Below are 16,662 nucleotides of genomic sequence, written 5' to 3' on the forward strand. Positions count from 1 at the left end.
ACGCTCCCCCGAAGCACGCCACATCGATGGAAAGTCGGCGTGCTGACGAAACTTATGTTGCACCCGCTGTAGGCACGTAAGGCGGGCCGAAAGAGGCACGCGGCCTCCGGTCGACACCAAGCAAAATGACTCATCTAGCCAATGAGCCCTCTGAGGTGATTACGAATGCCACACTCAAACGTAGGAATCACGCAGCAGCTCCTTGATCGATTTCAGCCTGGGAAGGATGCAAAGGCTGTTTTGTCCCATTGGAGGCTAGGTTCATCAAGGAACGTTACGCCGGACGTGATTATCCTTTCCAACCTGCTCCACGATGGGTTTGCTCAAACGGAACGAGCCGTACGAACGCCGAGACCCGCCGTCGATATCATGGAGCCTTCCTTTTTGCTCAAGGAATTGCTCTACCGGTACCTCACAGAGGTGCTCGATCCTGAATTCATCAGCCACAGTCGAGATCTATTCGACCAGGCGTACACCTATCGCCAATTGTCGTTGCAGGTGGCGAAGGACGTCCGCAAAATCATGCGTGAGAAGACCTTTCTGTCGTTACAAAAAGATGGCGCCAAGGCCATCGAAAAGAACGAGAAGCTCGGCTGGGATGTCTACTTCATGGGGGACGCTAATCGCCTTTTGCATGAAACGCTCGGACACAAGATCCGAGACCTGTATTTCTCGGGTGAGGTGCAATATGTACCAGGAATTGGCGCAGTCAAGCGCACGCTCAATCCGGCCAAAATTGAAGTCTTCGAAGGCATTCGAAAAAGCCAGGAGGAGTCACTGGCCGTCATTGAGCAGATGAACAACAAGGAGCTGTGCCTCAGGTTGCTCAGAAGCTTTGAGGACACCCACGAAGCGAAACACCAGGGTGAGCCACCCATATACGGGGTGAAGACCATTTTTGCCTATGCCCCCATCCTCATTGATCGGCTGTTAAACGGTTGGAGCTTTGACAACAAATCGATGATAGAAACGCTGTCAGATCAGCTGACCAGCGCAACGGCAGAGTTACAGGCCATCAAGGCCAGGTTTGATCGACTACAGACCGCCGCTGAATGCCACTAACCCAGCTACACGCAGGAGCTAGAAAAAAATTGCCGCATTGAGGCTAATCGCGGCTATTGTCCGGCGACCCCAGGCGTTAAAAAACCCGGCATCAAGTCCGGGTTTCGATTTAGCAGTTCAGGCTGTATTAAGCGGCATCAGGCTTGGGGCTTTCATCGGCATCCCAGCGACGATCTAGCCACTTGTCGATGTCCTGCTCGATGTCCTTACCTGTGAGCGTGAAAAAGTATTTTGCTGCCTGCTTGGCCTTGTTCTTGATTTCCAAAAGTCCTTCTTCAGTAGCCTCTTTCGACGCCTGGTATGGTCTTCCCACGTTATGGATCAGGTTGTTGATGGAAAACTCCAGATCGTCAGCCTTCCTATGCTCAATCAAAGATAGTTTATTGACCCTTCCGGCCCGCATTAGGCGCGTGGTCTTGATACTCTGGTAAATCATCCCTGGAAAAATACCGAAGGCCATCGGCGTTAGGATCATGACACCTAAGAAAAAGGTCGAATAGTGGCATAGGAAAATTATGCCAAGGGTACCAATTGGAATTCGATAGTCGAAACGGCCAGTCGGAAAACAACTAGGAAGCCGTTGCGACTCGTAAAAACAGTAGCCCATCAGCGCGAAAAAGTAGACAGCAAAAATTGCCCAGCCAGTACCAAAGTGTTCAAAAGCAAAGAAATGACCACTACCCATATGTAAACCCCTTCTGACTTATTGTTATTTTTATGCAGTTGAAGCTGACTACTAATCATGCCATATCCGGATCTGACAAAGCTCACGAAATTCATGGACAAAACATAGAAACGGGCCTTTCGGCCCGTTTACTGATTTTCTACCCGCGTTAAGGCGAAGGGCTATCGTCCTCGGGGGAAACCTCTGGCTTCCAGTCTTTTAGCCGCTTGGTCATTCCTACCAGATCCGATTGCAAGTCCCGGATGTCGGAGACAAGCCTGGCCTCGTAGGATCTGAATGAACTCGCCCACCGGGAACTGGCCTTGGTGATCGTCACTCTCTCGCCGGCAATTCGAATCGGCAGGCTTTCGATGGTATCTTTTTCCGCCTGCAATTGGATTGTGTGCGTCAACCTCGCCTGGTGATTTTCGATCATCCACTGCAAGCCGGCGCTCGATACCTCGAGAGGCGGAAAATGAATGCCTGGGCAACTTGCGGTCTGCCCACCGTCGCCCGGTCGCTCATACCCGTGGTGCGCCATGTGGCTACCGACAACCGCGATAGGTCTGTTGCAGCACGGGCAGGTTTTGACCACCTTGTTCGGATTGACCTCTTTAGGAGGCTCAGTACTCGGAGCCCTACCCTTCACAATACTTGCTTTTAGAGAGTCAATCGTTGTGGCCAGTGGCATCAACTCAGCCAGCAGCTCGCGCATCGCATCGATCATGGGATGTGTCAGCTTGGTTTTCTGAATCTTCTTGTCTACGGAAGGTAGAGTATGGATACCCATAATCATGATCGAGAAATTCAAGTTCCGGACGTCTTCTGGCAGGCTCGCATGCTTCCCGCAATTGGAGTACACGTCGGAGATCTTCTCTTCCCACAGATCCATCGCGATATCGCTCGCCCAACGCTTCACGTCTTTCATCTCGGTGTTGCGGATGGAACCGTTGAGAATTGAGCGATTCAAGGTCTCCATCACATTCTCGAACCGAACGATTTGACGCTCGGCGCCGCGACCCTTGCTCGAGTAAACGGATGGAAAATTTTCGCGAAGAATCATAAGTATCGCCCCATTTTCTTTAAGTATGACCTTGGCGACGCTTGCCCTACCAGTCCTCACACCGACAATTTGTTTGCAATGTTCAAGCGCTATACAATCTCTAAAAAATCCACGATCAAAAGGATCGGCTCATGTACATCGAGATTCCCGGTTTTGAAGCAAGAGGTGTTTGGGAAATTACCCAGAAGTTCGGTAACCTGTCCGGCGCCGTCAACATTCACTCGATGGCCTATGACTCTGCAACCGGTAAGGCGCTTTGGCTTGGACAAGAAGTTGTTGGCAAAAAACTCATGCGCCATAGCCTGGGCTTTGGCCTGTCGCAAAAAATGAGCGAAGACGACGTTCTTTGCAGGATCCGTTACACCAACCTGGAAGACATCTTCGCAATCGAAGCAGTCTTCGCTGAAATGACGCGACTGATTCCGCTAATCGAGAGCGGTGAAGTGGCCCCGGAATCAGGCTATGTAGAGATTCACCGACAAGGTGCAGTGTTCGCGTTCAAAATGAACCTCAGCACCAACAGCGTCCTGGCCTACACACGCGGCGAAGATGACAAACTTGAACCTGTTGGCTTGAAGACAGGTTCACCATTTACAAACTATCTCCAAATCCTTGTTATCACTCCGAATGGTGAAATTGATATCGGTGGCTATGACCTTTACTGCGGCATCGACTCTGCTCTTCGAGTGGCTCACGATTTCGAGGTCATGAGAGCGCTCATAGATGGCAAGCCTGAAGCTGAAATCCTGGCCATGAAGCCCATACGCGAGCCGGAACCCAGGCTGAAAATAGACTTAGGGGCGATAGCCGAAAAAGCGCTCGAAGATATGCTTTCCTCTATCGAAACATCAGAAGAAGCCGAACCGGAAAAAACTGTGATTCATTGACGCCGATGCTGTCATGGTCTGAAAAAACCCAGCTCGGCTGGGTTTTTCGTTTCAAGTGGCGGCTCGGTTACCTAGCTGCACTGCGGTAGATCCCCCCACCGATAGGTGTAGCCCGGCGAGAGCATGTCCCGGCGCATCACCCAGTCTGGATCCGGTTTTAGCCTGGCGGAGTGAATCGCCTGACGGCCATACCGCAGATTGATCGTGTCCATCACCGCCCCGATCTTGTCAGAGCCTGCCGGCGCCGGCGCCGCAAACAAATCCTCGGTGAATTCACCGCGCTGGTGAAGCCTGGTCAGCCGCACCGAACACTTCGAATACGCGTACCCCTTGCGATAGATACGCTCCAAGCCCGCCAGCGCCGCGCTCAGGAGGATTCGCGTGTCGTCGGAGGGATTGGTCAACTTCATGTCGATGCTGTTGTAATAGCGCTTAGAGGCATCCTCGAATTGCCCGGTCTGTACCGACACGCTCACCTGCTGACAGAGAGAACGCTGCGAGCGCATCTTTTCGGCAGCGACACTGGTGTAGCTCGCTGTGGCCTGGCGCAACTCATCCAGCAGATGAACGCGCTGCCCGAACATGCAGGACTTCATAATTTCCTGTTTCAGATCCGGGGCCTGGTGCATCTCCAGGCAGGCCTCGCCGGCGAGTTCCCTGGCGGTGCGTTCAACATTGACATTGAACATCTTGCGCAGCGACTTCCGGTCGTACCGGGACAAGTCCCAGGCCGTCTTGATGTTCATGATATCCAGGTGAGCACCGAGCTTTCTGCCGATCCCCCACACTTCCCCAACGGGGGCTATGCGCAGCAGCTTTTCCTGCCGGTCTTTAGCCGTCAGATCGACCACCCCCTTGGTGCCCGGCCAGGTCTTCGATGCCCACTGCGCCAGCTTGGCCAGTGTTTTTGTCGTGGATATGCCCATACCCACCGGCATGCCGACGTCGCGCATGACCTTATCTTTTATCACAAAGCCCAACGCTTCCAAGCTCCCTGGAACGCCAGTTAGATCGGCCCAACATTCATCGATGCTGTAACACTCAATATCGGGTACTTGCGAATGGATGGTCTGCATCACGCGGCGGGAGATGTCTGCGTATAGGGCGTAGTTGCTGGAGAACACGTTAACGCCCTCCTGGCGCAGGTAATCCTTCACCTGGAAGTACGGCACGCCCATCTTTACACCAAGCGCTTTGACCTGCTTGTTTCGGGCAATCACGCATCCGTCGTTGTTCGCGAGTACACAGACGGGCTTGTCCGTTAGGTCGGGTCGAAACAGCATTTCACACCGGGCGTAAAAGCTCTCACAGTCGATCAGTGCGATGACCATCAGAACCTGGTCGCCCGCAGATCTCGAACCACAAAGTCGACGACACCCCAGACGTTAACCTCCTCCGTTTTTTCGATGGCCACCCTCTCCCCGCAGGCGGATACCGTTACCAGGTTTAAAGCTCCAGCCTGCCCTTCGGCCAGGAAGACCCGATAGGCCCCCTCCGCAGCGATCACCGCGATCTTTCCCGGCGTCAGCTCGGTCTGACGATTCACGATCAACAGGTCACCCGCGTGCAGGCTCAGTCCAGCGAGGGCTTCACTTGTCAGGCGCCAGAAGAAGATATGGGGCGCCCCCAGGCCGGTGATCTCGTCGAGCGACAGTTGTAGTTGCTCGTAATCCGCAGCCGGCGAGCTGAAACCAGTGATCTTGATCTTTTCTGGGAGGTTGGCCAGGGTGCCGGATCGGCGTCCTGGTGAGATAAAGGCTTCTGACATGATGGCGGAGATCGGGGAGAAGGACTGTATATCTATCCAGCAAACAGGTGTCTTCGTCAAGCTCCGCCTGAAAAAGGATCCAGGCAGCCGACTGAAGGCGTTGCAATAAGCTCAGTCAGCTCAATGGGTCGACTGGCGTCTCTATCCATACTTCCGTTGCCGCTATGTCAGACCTCAATGCCACAAAAACCCCATGCCTGACGCGCCCCTTGCGGGTGATTTCGGCAAACTTCACCTCGCAAACAAGAATGGGTTGTACCCAAATCACGTGCCTGACTGTCACTGCTCCCGGATCGATCAGTGCGCTGGTGTCGGTCACGATGGGCTTGAGCGCCTTATGGACGCTTTGCAGATTCTTGGCGTTGAAGCCCGAACCTACCCTGCCCGCATACTTCAAGGCTCCAGCATCGTCGTAGCTCGCAAGCAGCACTGATCCGAGCCCGGTCGCGGATTGGGTGAAGCCGACGATTACGAACTCCTGCCGATTCCGGCATTTGAGCTTCAGCCAGTCGGTGCTCCTGCCGGAGAGGTAGGGACTGCCGGCGCGTTTGCCAATCAGGCCCTCCAGATTCATGGCGCAGGCGGATGCCAGGAGTGACTCCACGGGCTGATCAAAATCCTCGGAGATCCGAACTTGTTCCGTCTCGTGGCCTGAGAGCAGTTTCTTGAGCTTCGCTCGGCGGAACTCAAGCTTCCTGGGCCTTAGGTCGGTCTTGTCGTAGAACATCAGATCAAACACGTACAGGACGAGCTCCCCGGTATTCTTCTGACCGATTGCCTCCTGTAGGGCGCCAAAGTCAGGCCGACCCTCGGCATCCTGCATGACCAACTCGCCATCCAGCCAGGCGTCCAGCAGGCCGAGCGACTCAACCGCCCCCGCGACGCTCTTGAACTTCGACGTCCAGTCGGCACCATTTTTCGTGTAAAGGGTTACCTTTCCCCCGTGCACCCTAGCCATCATTCGATAGCCGTCGAACTTTATTTCCCAGAAGTACTTTCCATGGGGAGGCCTGGTCGCCAGCGAAGCGAGTTGAGGCGGGAACCTTGGAGGTAGTTCGGCGGATGATCCTTTGGTACTTGGCATGATCGTGAACTACAGGCGGGCATGTGTAGTTGTGACCACCAGTTGGTTGCGTGATTCAAATCTGTTAAATCGAGAACACGCCTTCGCTCAAACTTTCCGGAGGTCGGCTAACCACCGGGTTGCTGACTGGGCATTTTGGCGGCGGTACAACATCCTCAGGTAGAACCTCGTCCGTAGGTATCCCCTTTAGTCGTAAAGCGTGTATGACGGATCGGCGGTAAAGCGGCAACTCAAAAAAACTCGACACGCCCTCCGGGCACTCCGCGTCGTAGAAGCGCCGCTCTGAATGATCCGCGACGAAAACATGCCCACCGACATCAATAGTGTCCATCTCTTCGGCAGACAACCCTTCAGGTGGCGCAATGCCCCAAAACTTGTCCAAAAGCGGCCAATCCCATCCGCCATCATCAGTCTGAAAATTGCCGCCTTCAACATCATACAAATGGGCTGGTGATCCTAGCTGGAGTACCACCATGATTGCGAATTCATCGCATAAGCCATTGTTGATTTCAAAGTATGAGGGAACGCCATTGGTGCGCAAAAACTCATCTCGGAGTCGTCTTATCGTAGAACCAATGACCTCACTCATAGCGACCCCTAGACTTTCATATTGTGAAATGACACGCCATCCTTTGGCGTGTGTACGCAGGATGGCTTTTATACAGTCTATGGGGTGCGTATATCGCGGCTCAAACGAATCAGTTTCGAGTGGTGGCTTCTGCGTGATCCTGGCACGCGACACGGATCCACGCGCCGCGAACCATCACACCCGGCTTGCCACAGGTGTCGCAGGTTTTGGCCGACTTTGCTTCTGCCTCTGTGATGAACTCCCGGCAAGCCGAATCACCGCCCGATTTGTAAAACCGCAGCGTGCCGAACTTTTCCTTAATTTGATCCGCAACCACTTGCGGGCAGCCTGACTCGTCGACCCTGGCCTGAATTTTAGCCAGGGCTTCATCCAGCAGGTCGTACCAACCATCTCCAAGCTCAAAGCACCTGAACCGACCCCCGGTGAGAATCTTCGGATACTTGATTTTGAGTTGCTCGCTCAGCTCTTTTTTCATGACTTGCTCCTGCGCACATCGGCGCGTCTGAGTAACGGAATTGTGCTGCTATTTATAGCTATGGATAGGTATTGGCGCCATCTAACAATGATGGTAAATTGCCCACCTCTTGCAAAAAACCCTTGATTCAGCCACCTATCGAGCCGGAAAAGATGTCGACCTCTCCATGCACGTCCTGCGGCGCCTGCTGCGCGTTTTTCCGTGTCTCGTTCTTCTGGGGCGAGTGCCAATCAAGCGGTGGGACTGTCCCTGACGACACCGTTGAGCTTGTCACGCCGAGCCTGGTGGCGATGCGTGGCACCAGCCAACCGAATCCACGTTGCACCAAGCTTGCCGGCGAGATCGGTGAAGATGTTCGCTGCACCATGTACGAACAACGCTCCTCGTCCTGCCGTGATTTCGATGCGTCCTGGGAAAATGGCGAGCACAATCCACGGTGCGACGATGCTAGGGCAAAACACGGGTTGCCGCCACTGTCGCCGCAGCCTGTGATCAACCACATCCCCGTGCTTCAGTTGAGAAGCTGATTCTCAAGGTAGTACGTGGCTTCTTGCGTTGTTACGGCGGTTTCGGTGGTCACCACTTGAGCTTCCTTGATCCAGCAATGCAGATCCACCGTATCGGCGATGATTTTGGTGAGCTTCTTTCGGCCCAGCGCCGTGACGAAGGCTTTGGTGACAAACACGTAGACATCCACGCCGCCATTTTTGTGTCCGGAGTAGCCTTGGCGGCGAAGTTCATTGCGCAACCAGGGGCGGAAGTTCAAAGGCGTGACGGCTGCGCCGGCGTTGACTATCGTTGCATACCGCTCGTTAGACATGCTGTTCTCACTGACCTTAGGCTTCTGTGGCATGGCCACGGCGCCGGCATTGATTGATTTCTCGGCCACATCATATCGGACGGCTAATCACCGTCAATTGATGTAAAATATTGAAGACGGCCAAAAATCGCAGATTTCTTGATTGCCGGCTGGAGTCCTAAGCACCTTGGAGGTCGAATGAAGTACATCCACGATAAGAGCTCTCGATTGTGTTACTCAATCGGAGAAGCACAATGTCCAGAACCATCCGCCGCACCCGCGTCGCCACCACCATGCGCGGTTACATCGATCTTGAGATCCTGAAAAGCCATCATTACTTTGAAGGTGATGAAGATTACAGCCAGTATGTCCAGCTGGCGCTGATCGACTTTCACCGTGACAAGCACAGGCCAATGAGCCGGTTTGATGTGTATTCCACTGGGGTGCCACGCTGCGTGCGCATCATAGACGTGAAGCGTCAATCACGCGAAAGCGCAGCAATCCTGCGCAAGGCCGTGGAGCGCAATGATTTCGATGTCGTGCTGCCCCTGCTAGGGAAACGCGCCTTCGACGCTTGGTTCATGTACTGGTAGCAGAAGGCCCCGAAGAGTTCGAGCTCCTAGGGGCTTTTTTCTGGTCGTAAACATGGCGAACACCAGTGCAGAGCTGATGATAATTAGCTATCATTAAACCGTTGCATACCTTCTGCCGGCCTTCTGAATTGAGCCCAAATCATGGCGACCACGACTACCGCTGTCACACTCATTCCACTCCTGGCGGTGTCCCCTACCAAGGAAGAGGTAACCGCTCAGGCTGAAAAGAATCTGACTCTGATTCGCCAGGAAGGCGCTATGGAGAAGTATGGCCAAGCGTTTATGGATGAGCTCAGGGCTCCGATTCAACCCCGTGCCAAGATGAACCGCCTGAAGAAGCTGGCCGACAAGATCAGTGGCGCCGTCGTGCCGCACAGCGCTTGTCGAAACGGTTGCAGTCACTGCTGCAACATATCCGCGATCATCACTCAGACCGAGGCGAATGCCCTCGCCACTGCCAGTGGTCGCAAGGCCAAGCAACTGAGTGGGCCGCCGCCGTCGTCAGAAGCGATCATGAAATACTTTCGTGTGCCCTGCCCGTTTCTGAAGAAAGGTCGCTGCTCGGTCTACGAAGACCGTCCACTGGTTTGCCGCCTTCAGTTCAATATCGCCGATAACCCACACTTCTGCGACACAGCCATCGAACCCAAAGACAGCCATGTGACCATGCTCAATGTCCACCAGCTTGAAGAGGGCTACATGATGGCCTTCCTAAAAGACACCTGGGGCGATATCCGCGATTTCTTTCCTCCTTCGGCTTGACCATGCCCTGGCAATTCCATGGCTATTGGTCAGTTTCCGGTGGCAAGATATGAGTAATTGGTAACGAAACGTGAGGGCGGTATGCAATTCAAGAATTTTGACGAGCGCAAGAGTGAAGTCTTTCGTTTCCGGATGGCAACGCACTTTGAAACCATGAAGGACATGCTCACCGCCGTCGATCAATGTCCTAGTGGGTTCAGGCATTTTATTGCCTCAGGCGAATACAAAGTCGTCAGCGATGTGATTGACGGTAACTGCGTGGTCATCAAACGTCAGATGCACGTGAGTAATAAAGAGGCCTATGCCGCTTATTTCATCGATGCTCAGGGCCATGCCGACAGAATTCGTGGCGGAATTGAGCATGAACACAACCTGGAAGACCAAATGGCCTGGTTGCAATCTGTCGAGTTCACGCAAAACAAACTCGGCCATCTCCTGCGTTGTGACCTGCCACACCATCAGTACGACATGACTGCTGAGGAGCTCGAGTTTGAGCCGGGATCAGCCCACGAGAAACTGTTCAATAACTTCCAGGCGGCCTTTTCACAGTGGTGTTCAGCACCTCAAGCAACTCCAGGGCCTGCGTTCTATGCCTATACCAACGAGAGCTACTCCAGAGCCGGAGGAAAATCCCTAAGCGCCCTAAAAGCAGAGCTTCAAACCGTGTATGATGCCTACCCGGAGTACAGCGCCCCTGAAGAGGGTCAGGGTGATTTTATGGGCATGGTGCGCCTGTTCGCTGAAGACAATTTCTTCAACCTGCACTTCGTGGCTAAGCATTACCTGCTGTTGAGCCAGGAGCTGGAATTGGCCAATAAACAAAAGCCCCGAACGCGTGACAGCGAGCCCGGTTTAGAGATGTGACGCGCCCCTTCCCGCCCGGCTGAACCTGGGCGTCGCTTCGATCAATGAACGGTGGCTGAGGCCGCCGTTCCTGCTTTCGGCGCATGCCAAGCACGCGAAAGATCGCAATCCAGGACGGAGATGGCTATCATTGGCAAATTGACATTATCTGATAATTGTCGAAGACAGACAGCGCCAACGAAAGCCCAACCGGCCTGGAAAGCTCAGCATTAAACTGGATCTGGACGCCATGCCAACTTACGACCTGAAAAAAATCAGTGACACGATGTTCGTGGCCACGCGTGCCGATGCTGCGGCGGTTTTCAACCTGACGCATAAAACACACCACGGCTTTTTGCAATGGGTTTTGGAGTTTGATGGAAAATTCCATGTAGATCACGACAAGAGCAAAACCTACCTGGTCAACCGACTTCAGGCCGGCGCCTACGACGACTACCTGATCACAAGCGTAACGATTGGGGATCGCCAATACCCGGTAGTCAGCAGATCCGAGCTTTATGATGCGAAGTTAGACACTGAACGCCTGGCTCCTCTGAACACCGTACACTGGTGGGTCAAGGGCACTGACGACGCGCCCTACTTTAAGTGCTCGCTTCATACGGATGAGATTTCACTTGAACCCGGTGGTGACACTCTGATGGAGGCACTTAATGCCCTTCGTTCCGAGCTCCTGTGGTACGACATCTAAAGTCTGGTGGCGCCGGCGTTTGTGACCAATCAGCCTCCACACCTATAATGGGAAATCGGCTATTAAAAAGGCCCACTCGATGCTGGGGATTGGTTCATGGACAAAGGCTTGGCGCGGATTGCTGAATTCAGGCAGATCTTTGAGCAGTGCACGGATCGGGATTCCGAACTCGATATGCTTGCCTACAACGGCGCCCATGCAGAGCTCAGGCTTGATTTCGCCAAGATAAGGCGGCACAGACCTGACAAGATTGAATACCTCCAGCCTATGGAATCGCTGATGGATGAGTACCCGCAGCTTCCACAGGTGGTCTTCGACAACGCTGAGATTCACACGGCCAAGCGATTCGACCGAGTCGAGATGCTGATTTCAAAGTACACCAACACCGATGACCTGAAGAATCTGTACGCCGTCATCGCCATCCGGATGGCCCTGGACAGCACCGACGCAAGCTTCCGGATGGGCGCAATGATGCGAGAAAGCCGGACTGATGGTGGGCCGAAAACGTTGTCCGCGAATGACCAGGCCCTGGTGGATAAGCTGGCCGAGTTGCGCCGGGTTTGCTTGAATCCGAGAGCGGTGCCGGCCCCATCGGCTGACAGCTCCCCTTCCCCTTAAACGACAATCAAGGCTTCAGCTTTGGCACTTGCTCGAACGAGCGGTCAACACGCGGAGAGCATTTAAGCCTGGCCAATGCTGTCCTCGCATAGTCCGAAGTGAAGGTGACCGGATTCAGGCCACGGGCGGCCCCACAATGCGCACAATGAGCTGAAGCTGGCGGGTTGACCATCAAGCAGGTGTCGCATTGAGCCGCCTGGCCTCCCCACTCCGCGACTGAGCGTTGAATACTGGCCGCGATCAACTCAGCACGCTGCAGGATCTTCTGGCGTAAGGCGCTCTTATCCTCCCGCAGGGGCTGCCTTACAGGTAGGTTGACCGCTTGAGTCACCCTACTGCTTCCGAAGTCTTTTATCCCCTGTCTACGAAGCCTTATAGCCTCTGCCCTGGCTTTACGCTCAGCTGCAGCGGCCTCCAACCGCAGTCGGATGGTTTCATTCTTGGCTTTGATCTCCGTTGCCAGTTCGGCCTTGGCCTCGTTAACCATCTGAACGCCGCGATTTGAATGCACCCAGTGCTTGTTGCTGGGGTCATGCAAAAGCGCCTGCTCAAAGAGTCCAGGGTCGCAGATCGTGCGCATGTCCAGACTGGAAATGTTGATTTCCAGGGTAGATAGACCCAAAGCTCGCAATCGTGTGTGTTTGTCGTGGTCGATTTTTTTGGCGACCCGCACTTCGATCAATAGCTGATGACCATCGACCTCGTAGATTACATCCGGCGTGACACCCGATAACACCACTTCCGCATCAGCGCGTGTGGCTGTCAGACTTCGCCCTTTGAAGCGAACCACCTTGCTCAAGGCACCGCCATCATGGGTCGATCCGCTGATGATTTCCTCAAAGTCGGGTGTAACAATGAACTTGCGCTCTACCAAGAGAGCTATCGCAACTTTGTGTAGCGAGGACTCGTAGCCTGCCCGGCAGTCGACCGTCTTGGCGTGACGAAAGTGTGGGACGTTCTTCAGGCCTGCGTTAGCGGCGATCAGAGAGGTTTTGCAGCCTGGGCAAAGGCATCCGCAGGCCAACCCATTGGCAACCTCTATAGCGCGTACCAGGCGCCCCTCAAGGAGCCCGAAAGGGATCAGCGTTTGTTCCATCGTAACCGTCCTGGGTATCTGAGGATGTCTTGAGTTGCCGGTGCTAAGCTTCGAGGATCTTATCTCAGATGATAGCTAATCGTAGATGCTTTCTTGAATGCCTGTTGGGGGGGTCAGGCTGTCTGAGGATTAGCTGATAACCGCCGTGCGATTGAGTACAACGCACGCCTTTCTACTTCCTCATTCGGCTCATGCTGGAATGCACGCCAGTTCCCCATTACCGCCTCAGCTGAAGCGCTTACACGCAGCGCCGGCCAGAGATTTCCGTCGGCTTTTACAACAGCAATCACCGATCTGCCTTTGGCGTACAGCAGTCCCCATTTCGGCGGAAGCTCCTCCGGGGTAATCATCCCCTCCGGGCAAAGATAAAACCGGTACAAGCCCAGACCGCCAACGGAGCGTTCAGGCTTTTTCCGGTCAGCGAAGAAGTCTGATCGACTGACCTTCACCTCAATGATTGCCGAGCAGCTACTGCGAAACCCAATCACGTCTGGCTGCTCACGGCTGCCGAAACACGTGAGCTCCGTGGCAATAACGCCAAAGCCGCTCTTTCTGAACCAGCCTGCACCCAGTGCAGTCAGCCTTTTGTGCTCATCAGAGACAGCCATTTTCTGTTCTCATTAGGTTGACCGGATGACCATCAGATTGATTCTCGAGACGCGCCAAAATGGTGCCTCTGGTTACCAGGCAGGATCCACCTACAGACCGCCTGGATTCATCCATGGATCGGGGCAAATACTACGTGAACAAAAAGACCGGGGATAGCCCGGCCTTGCCGTGATTGTGGCGACTAGCCCCGCCCGATGACTCACGGTGATGGAATTTCGTCCGCCTCAGGAACCAACTGGCTGTAATGAGCAATCACCTCGCTGAGCGACTTCGCATGCTCATCCATGTTCTGGCGCATCGCACGAGCATTCGACGCCCTTATCCAGCCTGACGCCGTGTCGTTGCGCACGATCAGCGTGTTCTTGAAACGAAGAAACGGGTCGACGAAGCCGTAATTCCGGCGAGCCAGTTTAATCAGCTCAGAAAACTCCTGATATTGCCTATCATCCGTTAAAGCGGTGTCCGAAAGATCGACGAACACATCGATGTCTCCAGGCTGTAACGAGCCTTCCGCCATCGAGCCGAAAACCTTGATTTTGTCGGCATACGGCAGTCGCGTCATCGACTTTGCCACACCTAACAGTTTCTGGTTGTAGTTGATCATGTTCGAATGCACCGCATGCTAAAAGTGGTTGATATCACAAGCCTAAATCCTGGGAAAACGCCTGCGCCAAAGTTTTTGAAGGCATTTGATGCAAGTATGGGCGCATCGCATCTACGCCCAGTAATTCCAGAAGAAACGTCCACTCCTTTACCGACCTGGCGGCAGCCGTACAGGCCTCAGCGCCAGCGCTGACCAAAAATGTTCGGTTTGCTATTGCCGGCTGCGTGAAGCTGCCCATCGGGTCTTTCATCCGCCCGCAGACCTTAAGCGCGTCGGCAACACTCCCAGGCGCGTGTTTCTCAAAAGGCCATATCCCCATCTGCGCCAAGCGATAGCAACTCTGATTCGACTCACTCTTGAAGTAGTCCGGCAATGTCTTGGTCGCCCCAATGATTGTGCTGAACAGCGTTGTAAGGTCGACTATCGTCTCGCCGCTCGACCGGAACGCATAAGCGTTTGAGTCCGCAAATTTGTTTCCGATTACCTGACTCCCAGGATAAAACTTGAAACCCTGGTCGTGGAGAGCCTCGATGGACTGCTGACTGGGGCTCATCAGAAACCCCTGATTGTCGATGCCCAACTCGGCATGCAGCCGGCTCATAGCACTTCCCTTGATGACACAGGATCTTCCGAGCGCCCGCCATTGCTCCGGGCTCATCAGCCTCGCCAGGTTCGAACCAACTGCGTAGTCTAGAGCCAGTGCATCAAAGACATCACTGATACTGCTACTCACCAGTCCATTGGAGATCGAATGAGATAATTTTCCGTCAGGAAATGCCTCGAGCGTCAGTAAATCAAATGGCAAATACTGGCTCATGAATTGCTCGACCAGGGCAAGGTTGGCCGTGTTGCAGGCTTGCGGTATCTGAAACTCGGAGAGAAACGACGTCGTTGTGTGGCACAACTGCAGGTTGTCGTTTTCAAGAAAGCCATAACGGGCTGTCGCTGGCGCCATCGCGTGAAGAACGTATTGACCCTTGAGGTCATCCGAAACCGCCTCAGCTGAGATGGTCAGGTTCCACAGATCTGGCACAGGCTCATTCGCTTCAGTAGCCGCTGCAAAACGCGCCTGCCAGGCGGAAAGGCTTTGGGTAGTCCCCATTCTTTGTACGGTTGAGCGGCAGGATGCTTCATGCCGAGCGTGAAACGGATGAAGGTGTTCAGGGTAGGCAGCCACCATTGCTGGCGTTGCCCAGCACAGCATCGGCTCGTACGCCCGGCCCGCAATAGAGTCCTTACCCGCTTCAAGGAGACCCATCAACAGCTCAGGGTCTTTCAAGCGCTCGTTGTCCAGCGTTGGCACTACACCCTCGAAGATCACTGTCCTGCAGACGTCCGCAACCGAAGTGACCCCAGTGCCTGCACGAAAGATCCCCTGGCCTGTCTCGTTCGTACTGACGAGGCCGTTCACCTGCATGTCCCGTATATTTTGAAAAAGCCTCATCAGCTCAGGGGCAGATCTGGACGTGTAGAGCAGGCCATTCTGTTGGTAATGCACTAGTTGATGCGGCTGCCCGTTGAGTTCGTACGCGCCATTGCTTTGCCGAACAAGCTGAACCGGGAACGGGCCGCGTTGCTGCCACAGGCGCTCTGCGATGAAATTATCGCCATTCATCAGTGCATACAGCAGCGCCGGCGCCAGCTCGGCATCAGGCATCGCCTGGCAATTGTCGTCGAGCACCTTAACGTCGAATCCCCATGCTTCGGTCGATAATTGGCGATTCTTGATTTTGTTGTCGCTAGCGCGAGCGTAAACCGCCTGTTTCAATCCAACTAGGGCATCGGTTCCATCAAATTTCTTTGCCATCGACATTAAGCCTGTGATTATTTTCTTCTAGTATGCCGTTGCCGACGACAGTGCCACAAATTGCGGGATCTAGGCGGATCGGGCTCGACCACTGCGCCACCGGCGCCTGCAACTCAAGGAAAGGCTGAATTTCTACAATAAATTGACGGCTGACTTCTAATCAGCTGGTAAGCAGAAGGACTCCATTCATAGAATAGTGAAATACCCAGTAGGAGATTTTCATGCAATACATCCATGGCGAATGGCAACACAAGTTCCCGACCTCCCCAACCCGCGATACCACCTGCCGCATCCTGGTGGACGCGGACAACGTGAATCTGGTCGCCGGCGAGATCTGTACTCGCCAGGAAGGCTCCCAGCCTGCCATCTGGCGCCCGATGCGTGCTGATGAAAGAGCCGATCTGCTCGACAGCCTCAAGCATGGCAACGACGAGATGTTCGACAATCCAAGTGACTACGGCCTCGACGTTTCCGACGATGCTCCAGATTGGGCGAAGCTGGCTTTGCAACCAACCATCAAAGCACACCAGGTTGACGGCGGCTACGCACCTTAAGCGGCACCTAGCCTGCGCAGAAAAGCTCCGCTATTGCGGGGCTTTTTATTGCCCTCTGCGCAATCACAATCAAATT

General features: G+C 54.1%; 21 protein-coding genes. 9 read left to right on the forward strand and 12 right to left on the reverse strand.

The genetic code is table 11. The features are described 5' to 3' along the window. The first annotated feature begins 165 nt into the window (after positions 1–165). Positions 166–1,062: a hypothetical protein gene (locus NQL71_RS31515; protein WP_274644758.1), complete on the forward strand. Its 897-nt coding sequence runs from the start codon at positions 166–168 to the stop codon at positions 1,060–1,062. 127 nt (positions 1,063–1,189) lie between these two features. On the opposite strand, the gene NQL71_RS31520 is transcribed toward NQL71_RS31515, so the two are convergent. Together NQL71_RS31520 and NQL71_RS31525 are read right to left on the reverse strand one after the other, a co-directional pair. Beyond that, positions 1,190–1,747 carry a hypothetical protein gene (locus NQL71_RS31520; RefSeq protein WP_274644759.1) on the reverse strand — a complete coding sequence of 186 codons (558 nt, stop codon included), beginning with the start codon at positions 1,745–1,747 and terminating at the stop codon, positions 1,190–1,192. A gap of 148 nt (positions 1,748–1,895) precedes the next feature. Continuing rightward, the gene (locus NQL71_RS31525) at positions 1,896–2,789 is read right to left on the reverse strand and encodes a hypothetical protein (RefSeq protein ID WP_274644760.1); all 894 of its coding nucleotides are present in this window, start codon (positions 2,787–2,789) and stop codon (positions 1,896–1,898) included. 131 nt (positions 2,790–2,920) lie between these two features. On the opposite strand from NQL71_RS31525, the gene NQL71_RS31530 reads away from it, so the two are divergent. Further along, the gene (locus tag NQL71_RS31530; RefSeq protein ID WP_274644761.1) at positions 2,921–3,676 is read left to right on the forward strand and encodes a hypothetical protein; all 756 of its coding nucleotides are present in this window, start codon (positions 2,921–2,923) and stop codon (positions 3,674–3,676) included. A 71-nt stretch (positions 3,677–3,747) separates the two neighbouring features. Here the strand turns inward: NQL71_RS31530 and umuC are convergent, their stop codons facing one another. The 5 genes from umuC to NQL71_RS31555 form a co-directional block, all read right to left on the reverse strand. Beyond that, complete coding sequence (umuC, locus tag NQL71_RS31535; protein WP_274644762.1) at positions 3,748–5,007, reverse strand: translesion error-prone DNA polymerase V subunit UmuC; 1,260 nt, start codon at positions 5,005–5,007, stop codon at positions 3,748–3,750. Further along, entirely contained in the window at positions 5,007–5,444 is a 438-nt protein-coding gene (locus tag NQL71_RS31540) for a S24 family peptidase (RefSeq protein WP_274644763.1), read from the reverse strand. Before NQL71_RS31540 ends, umuC begins: the two co-directional genes overlap by 1 nt. A 115-nt stretch (positions 5,445–5,559) precedes the next feature. Continuing rightward, on the reverse strand, positions 5,560–6,528 hold the full coding sequence (gene ligD / locus NQL71_RS31545; RefSeq protein WP_274644764.1) for a non-homologous end-joining DNA ligase: 969 nt from the start codon (positions 6,526–6,528) through the stop codon (positions 5,560–5,562). A 64-nt stretch (positions 6,529–6,592) separates the two neighbouring features. Further along, on the reverse strand, positions 6,593–7,117 hold the full coding sequence (locus NQL71_RS31550) for a hypothetical protein (protein ID WP_274644765.1): 525 nt from the start codon (positions 7,115–7,117) through the stop codon (positions 6,593–6,595). Between the two features lie 109 nt (positions 7,118–7,226). Continuing rightward, positions 7,227–7,592, reverse strand: a complete 366-nt coding sequence (locus NQL71_RS31555; RefSeq protein ID WP_274644766.1) for a hypothetical protein — start codon at positions 7,590–7,592, stop codon at positions 7,227–7,229. A 152-nt stretch (positions 7,593–7,744) separates the two neighbouring features. On the opposite strand from NQL71_RS31555, the gene NQL71_RS31560 reads away from it, so the two are divergent. After that, the gene (locus NQL71_RS31560; protein WP_274644767.1) at positions 7,745–8,119 is read left to right on the forward strand and encodes a YkgJ family cysteine cluster protein; all 375 of its coding nucleotides are present in this window, start codon (positions 7,745–7,747) and stop codon (positions 8,117–8,119) included. On the opposite strand, the gene NQL71_RS31565 is transcribed toward NQL71_RS31560, so the two are convergent. Further along, positions 8,104–8,445, reverse strand: a complete 342-nt coding sequence (locus tag NQL71_RS31565) for a hypothetical protein (RefSeq protein ID WP_274644768.1) — start codon at positions 8,443–8,445, stop codon at positions 8,104–8,106. The genes NQL71_RS31560 and NQL71_RS31565 overlap by 16 nt on opposite strands. Positions 8,446–8,645: 200 nt before the next feature. Between NQL71_RS31565 and NQL71_RS31570 the strand changes: the two genes are divergently transcribed. The 5 genes from NQL71_RS31570 (at position 8,646) to NQL71_RS31590 (ending at position 11,916) form a co-directional block, all read left to right on the forward strand. After that, on the forward strand, positions 8,646–8,984 hold the full coding sequence (locus NQL71_RS31570; protein WP_274644769.1) for a hypothetical protein: 339 nt from the start codon (positions 8,646–8,648) through the stop codon (positions 8,982–8,984). Between the two features lie 141 nt (positions 8,985–9,125). Beyond that, positions 9,126–9,746, forward strand: a complete 621-nt coding sequence (locus tag NQL71_RS31575) for a YkgJ family cysteine cluster protein (RefSeq protein WP_274644770.1) — start codon at positions 9,126–9,128, stop codon at positions 9,744–9,746. 81 nt (positions 9,747–9,827) lie between these two features. Further along, positions 9,828–10,610: a hypothetical protein gene (locus NQL71_RS31580; protein ID WP_274644771.1), complete on the forward strand. Its 783-nt coding sequence runs from the start codon at positions 9,828–9,830 to the stop codon at positions 10,608–10,610. A gap of 229 nt (positions 10,611–10,839) precedes the next feature. Further along, positions 10,840–11,298 carry a hypothetical protein gene (locus tag NQL71_RS31585; protein ID WP_274644772.1) on the forward strand — a complete coding sequence of 153 codons (459 nt, stop codon included), beginning with the start codon at positions 10,840–10,842 and terminating at the stop codon, positions 11,296–11,298. A gap of 108 nt (positions 11,299–11,406) precedes the next feature. Beyond that, on the forward strand, positions 11,407–11,916 hold the full coding sequence (locus NQL71_RS31590) for a hypothetical protein (protein WP_274644773.1): 510 nt from the start codon (positions 11,407–11,409) through the stop codon (positions 11,914–11,916). Positions 11,917–11,923: 7 nt separating this feature from the next. Here the strand turns inward: NQL71_RS31590 and NQL71_RS31595 are convergent, their stop codons facing one another. The 4 genes from NQL71_RS31595 to NQL71_RS31610 form a co-directional block, all read right to left on the reverse strand. Continuing rightward, positions 11,924–13,012, reverse strand: coding sequence for a hypothetical protein (locus tag NQL71_RS31595; protein WP_274644774.1), 1,089 nt, complete (start codon positions 13,010–13,012; stop codon positions 11,924–11,926). A gap of 113 nt (positions 13,013–13,125) precedes the next feature. Further along, on the reverse strand, positions 13,126–13,620 hold the full coding sequence (locus NQL71_RS31600; protein WP_274644775.1) for a hypothetical protein: 495 nt from the start codon (positions 13,618–13,620) through the stop codon (positions 13,126–13,128). Positions 13,621–13,820: 200 nt separating this feature from the next. Then, a complete protein-coding gene (locus NQL71_RS31605; RefSeq protein ID WP_274644776.1) occupies positions 13,821–14,225 on the reverse strand; it encodes a type 2 periplasmic-binding domain-containing protein in 405 nt (134 codons plus the stop codon). 34 nt (positions 14,226–14,259) lie between these two features. After that, entirely contained in the window at positions 14,260–16,032 is a 1,773-nt protein-coding gene (locus tag NQL71_RS31610; protein WP_274644777.1) for a hypothetical protein, read from the reverse strand. 221 nt (positions 16,033–16,253) lie between these two features. Between NQL71_RS31610 and NQL71_RS31615 the strand changes: the two genes are divergently transcribed. Then, positions 16,254–16,586: a hypothetical protein gene (locus NQL71_RS31615; RefSeq protein WP_274644778.1), complete on the forward strand. Its 333-nt coding sequence runs from the start codon at positions 16,254–16,256 to the stop codon at positions 16,584–16,586. The last annotated feature ends 76 nt before the right edge of the window (positions 16,587–16,662 follow it).

It is taken from the genome of Pseudomonas serbica (genome assembly GCF_028823535.1).
Taxonomy (GTDB): Bacteria; Pseudomonadota; Gammaproteobacteria; order Pseudomonadales; family Pseudomonadaceae; genus Aquipseudomonas; species Aquipseudomonas serbica.